The organism is Paenibacillus sp. 3LSP (genome assembly GCF_032465655.1).
GTDB lineage: Bacteria > Bacillota > Bacilli > Paenibacillales > Paenibacillaceae > Fontibacillus > Fontibacillus barengoltzii.
Genome location: NZ_JAWDJI010000252.1, coordinates 1 through 4,500, shown reverse-complemented (window position 1 = coordinate 4,500; position 4,500 = coordinate 1). Strand labels below are relative to the sequence as shown.

The window sequence follows — 4,500 nt, the reverse complement described above, 5'->3', positions numbered from 1 at the left end:
TCGATCACTATGAGCGAGTGGTGAAAGAGGCAGCTTCGGATTACGAAATTCAGCGCAAAAAAATCATTCTCCAGCAAATCCTGATCGACTTCGGTGAAGAGACGCAATCCTTAATTAATTGGACGGACTCGAACGAGGTCTCCTTCATTACCACACGTGGTATCATTGAGCAAGTGACCCGTAAATTTGAACAGGCCCCGCTGCTGCTGGAAGTGATGGAGCGGCTGCAGTGGAAGGCGAGCATTGGGATCGGGTTGGGGCGAACGGCCAATGAGGCGGAAGGGAAGGCCCGCGAGGCGCTCTTGAAAGCCAAAACGAGCGGAGGCGGCAACTGCTTTCTGATGATGCAGGACGGGCAGGTCTACGGGCCGATGGGTTCGGAGCTGACGCTCAAATATTCGGCGCGCAGCGAAGATCCCGAGCTGATCTCGATGGCCAAGAAAGCCGGGTTGAGTGTCGGGACGCTCAATCGCTTGATTTCCCTGTGCCGCAGGCTGAACAGCTCGACCTTAACCGCTGCGCAACTGGCCGAAGGGTTTGGGATTACGCTGCGCAGCGCTCGGCGAATTATGGCCGTGCTGGAGAAATATGAACTGGCGACAATTGTTGGGGAGGAGCAGCCGGTGGGGCGCGGTCGCCCAAGGCAGATTTATGCGCTGCATATCGACGGTTTTTTTTGACGGGACAAAAATAGGTGTTTCGACGGATAAAACGGGCGCCGGGTCGGCATACAATTGGGGATATACACGATGCAAAGGGGATGAAGCCGATGGACCGCCTGATATTGCCCGCCGTGCCCAACCTCCGCCCCAGCGAAGAGGCGCGAATCCGTCGCGACTACGAACGGTTCCGGCATACCGGCCTTCCGGACCGGGTTGAGGCATATCTGTTGGAGGAATATGGCATCGATGTTTCCTCGAATTATGGACCGGCGCCAATCAAGAACCCGTTTGGTAAAGCCGCCGGTCAGCTGTCACTGAATACTTCCCAAGTTCGTACCGATGCGCAGGCGGGCTTAGGGTTTGTCGTCCTGAAGACGGTGATCGCAGAAAACGGACAAGGCCAGCGTTCGATGGAGGCTTGGGCCGTTAAGGATACGCGGATGAAGGTGGAGCCCATCGTAAGCAAAGCAACGGGCGAAACCGGATGGAACGTCACTTGGAACGGACGAGGTTGGCATGGGACTTTTGCGGAATACCTGTGCTTTGTCTCTGCCTCCCTGCACATTGGACGAGAATGGGGAACCGTGGTCGTGCCTTCCTGCAAATATCATTTGCCGGCAAGGGACGACGATTTCGCGTTGGAGGAATATCGATACACGACCCAGAGTCTGGCTCAAGTTTGGCGGCAAGCCGGAGAAGCGGGACCGCTTCAACTGGAAAAAGATTTTAGCCCAACCCTAGCCGGATCGGACCGGGCGATGCAGCAGGAGGCGATTCTGCGATGGTACCGGGAGGTGCCCAAGCTGATTCGATCGGCTGTACCGCCGGGCGAGATTCGGCTGGGCATTAAGCTGATGAATACGGTGTTTGACGACGACTTCCAGCTGCAGACGATCCGCACGCTCATCGAGGAAGGGGAGGCTCGGCCGGATTATCTGATCTATGCTAATCGGTTATATGACCGAGCTCGTCTCGATTCCGGGGGAGGCGGGACTGCCTACGGCGGGCCGGATCTCAGCCGACGAAATCTGCACATATTGTCTCGTTTACGCAGGCTGGAACTGCAAGGGGAACTCTCAGCACCGGTTCCCGTCATTTCGGGAACAGGGGATGTTCGCTCCGGCAAGATCGCCTTGGAATACGCGCTGCGCGGCGCGACAAGCTTACAGATGCACACCTTATTCCAACTTCCCTCCAGCGCGTATAGCATGACCTGCGGCCCAAAGACGCAGCGGGCGTTGCATGAGCTGTATTTTCATCCAGAGAACGGATTGGTGACTTGGATGCTTCATTTAAGAGAGACCGGGGAAATCGGACATCGGGATGGCATCGCTGCTTTTCGCGACGTGACGACCTGGTATCAAAGAAGGGGACGTGATTTTTTTCTAAGGGGGATGATCCATGAACGCCAGCTTTAATGAGGTTAGACAAGCCTTGGAATGGGGGCTGATCCCTGCCGTTCCGGTGCCGCGAACGCGCGAAGGGCGAATTCATCTGCAAGCGCAGGAGGCGTATGCCGGGTATCTTGCGGAACAATCCATTGCCGGGGCAGCGGTTTGGGCACATACCGGACGCGGCTTACATATGGAGCGCTTTGAGCGAATGGCCGTGTTGCAGCAGTGGAGGGCTGCGCTTGGAGCGTCCAAGCTGCTGGTGGCTGGCGTGGGCGCGCTTCCCGATCCCCGGTGGCTGGGCCTTGCCAAGATCAGCCAATGGCAGCAGGACAGCTTGGCCATGGCAACCGATGCGATCCAGGGGGGAGCCGATGCGCTGCTTGTTTTTCCGCCTTCGCTGTTCCGTGAGCTCCCCGTCGCAGAACAGGATGAAGCTATCGTTGAATATCATCGCGAAATATCGAGGTTAGGTGTCCCGATTATTCTTTTTTATTTGTATGACGAGGCCGGGGGCATTGCCTATTCGGCTGAAGTATTGCGAGCTTTGCTGTCTTTAGAGATGACGGTAGGCATCAAAATGGCAACGCTCGACAGCGTTATGACGCTGCAAGACGTATCCGCATTAATGTCTGAGGAGTTTCCAGAGCAACTGCTGATCACGGGAGAGGATCGGATGTTTGGGTACTCACTGATGCGCGGGGCCCGCGGCGCTTTAGTTGGATTGGGCGCGGCATATCCGAACATCCAACATGATCTGATGCAGGCGTATGCATCGGGAAATTACGAGCGGTTTATGGATTTATCGGCTCGGGTGGACGGTTATGCGGAACGAACGTTTATCCGCCCGATGGATAAGTATATTTTACGCATGCTGTGGTGTCTCGTCTTGTCCGGTGTGATCCCGGAGGAGGCAGCACATGACCTTGCCGGATATGAAATGACCCGGCAAGAGATTGAATCTCTTCACCGGGCCATCGAAAGGTATCGGTTATATTAGAACATGCTTGCAGTTAGTACTGCGGCCAAACGGCGGTGATGTGGCGATCTAAGTCATAGGCGGAAGCCCAATAGTAACCGGGGGCCACGATCCGCTGCGGCAGAAACCCGACTTCCCCGGACGGGAAGGTCAGCGCCTCGGACGTTCCGCTGGCGATGCCGTCCGCATCGGTCACCATTTCGATGTAGCGGCCTCCGCTCTGCGTAAACCGTCCATAAACGGCGGCAGGAACCCCTTCGCCGGTCTCCAGATCAACAACTTGGAGTTGGACGACGGCCCGTGTACCATCATAGGTTACGCTCATTCCGCCAACGATCATCGGCCTTTGATCGGTATAGGAGGCTGCTGTCGTAGCGGATGCCTCCGGTGACGTGGCTGGCCCGATATTGCCGCTGATGTCTACGGCCGCGACTTTGTAGTAATAAGTGGTGTTCGGCAGCAACCCCGTATCCATATACGTCAAATTGCGGGAGCTTCCGGCCACATGGGCCTCATCCGGTGTAAAATCCGGCTCCGTTCCGCGATAAATCAAATAATGCTCGATGTCGGAATTGTCCGTCGCCCGCCCGTAACTTAATTGAATCGTGTGATCGTCAACGGTGGTGGCCAGCGGCGGGCCCGGCAGAGCAGAGGGCGGCTCCGTATCTGCGGGGTTCACGCGCCACAGGTGGCCGTCCGGTCCCCAGATGGATGGCAGCCAGCGGATTGAGTCGTAGTGATGCATGGCGATGCCGGCGAAGGCGGGATCGTCTTGGAAGGCCGCGTACACCTTATCTAGTTCAGCCTCCATATACGTGCGTCCCTCTTCCCGGAACGTGATCGTTTCCGGATCCCCGCTGTTTGCGATATCCAGCGTTTCCACGCCAATGACCACCGAATTGGGCTTGCCGATGGCATTGGCGTAGCTGAGCTCACCTTGTGCTTGGGCAATGATACCTACACTGCCATCCGCTACGTCGCGATAGTCCATGATCGAAATATAATCGCTGAGGTCTTGAACATGCTCGGAGAGCCATTTGGTTTGCCCGTTCCACGTAATCTCTTTGGCACCTTCACTGCTGTCAAACCAACGGGGGATCGCTGGACCGAAGGGCAGGTTGATGCCGGCAGTGTTCCGACGGTCGATCATTTTTTGCAGCACATCCAGGTATTGCAGTTGCACCGAAGGCTTCTCGGCATTAAACTCCGGCAAAATGTACGGTTCGATATCTACGTTTACGCCATCAAAGCGTTCTTCTGGTGCGGCAGCGATATTGTAGTTGATCACTTTCTCCATTTCTCGAATGGCATGTTCATGAAAAGGTGCCAACGCTCCCATGTAGGGAGGTGTCGTGCCGCCTGCGATACAGGCGTGAACCTGATAGCCGTTATTATGGGCCCAGCGCACAAAGTCGCGCACCTTGTCGGGGGTCGCCTCCTGGTAAGCTAATGGCCGATTACGTTTCGA

Annotated in this window: 2 protein-coding genes and 2 pseudogenes; 3 read left to right on the top strand and 1 reads right to left on the bottom strand. The window is 56.2% G+C overall.

Annotated elements, in window-relative coordinates; translation table 11 throughout:
* The 3 genes and pseudogenes from RW092_RS22025 to RW092_RS22015 all read left to right on the top strand — a co-directional run.
* Positions 1-680 (top strand): annotated as a pseudogene (locus RW092_RS22025) (transcriptional regulator); the annotation flags it as partial.
* A gap of 89 nt (positions 681-769) precedes the next feature.
* Entirely contained in the window at positions 770-2,080 is a 1,311-nt protein-coding gene (locus tag RW092_RS22020) for a beta/alpha barrel domain-containing protein (RefSeq protein ID WP_316011305.1), read from the top strand.
* Positions 2,064-3,053, top strand: a complete 990-nt coding sequence (locus tag RW092_RS22015; protein ID WP_316011304.1) for a dihydrodipicolinate synthase family protein — start codon at positions 2,064-2,066, stop codon at positions 3,051-3,053. Before RW092_RS22020 ends, RW092_RS22015 begins: the two co-directional genes overlap by 17 nt.
* Before the next feature lie 13 nt (positions 3,054-3,066).
* Here the strand turns inward: RW092_RS22015 and RW092_RS22010 are convergent.
* Positions 3,067-4,500, bottom strand: a pseudogene (locus RW092_RS22010) (fibronectin type III domain-containing protein); the annotation flags it as partial.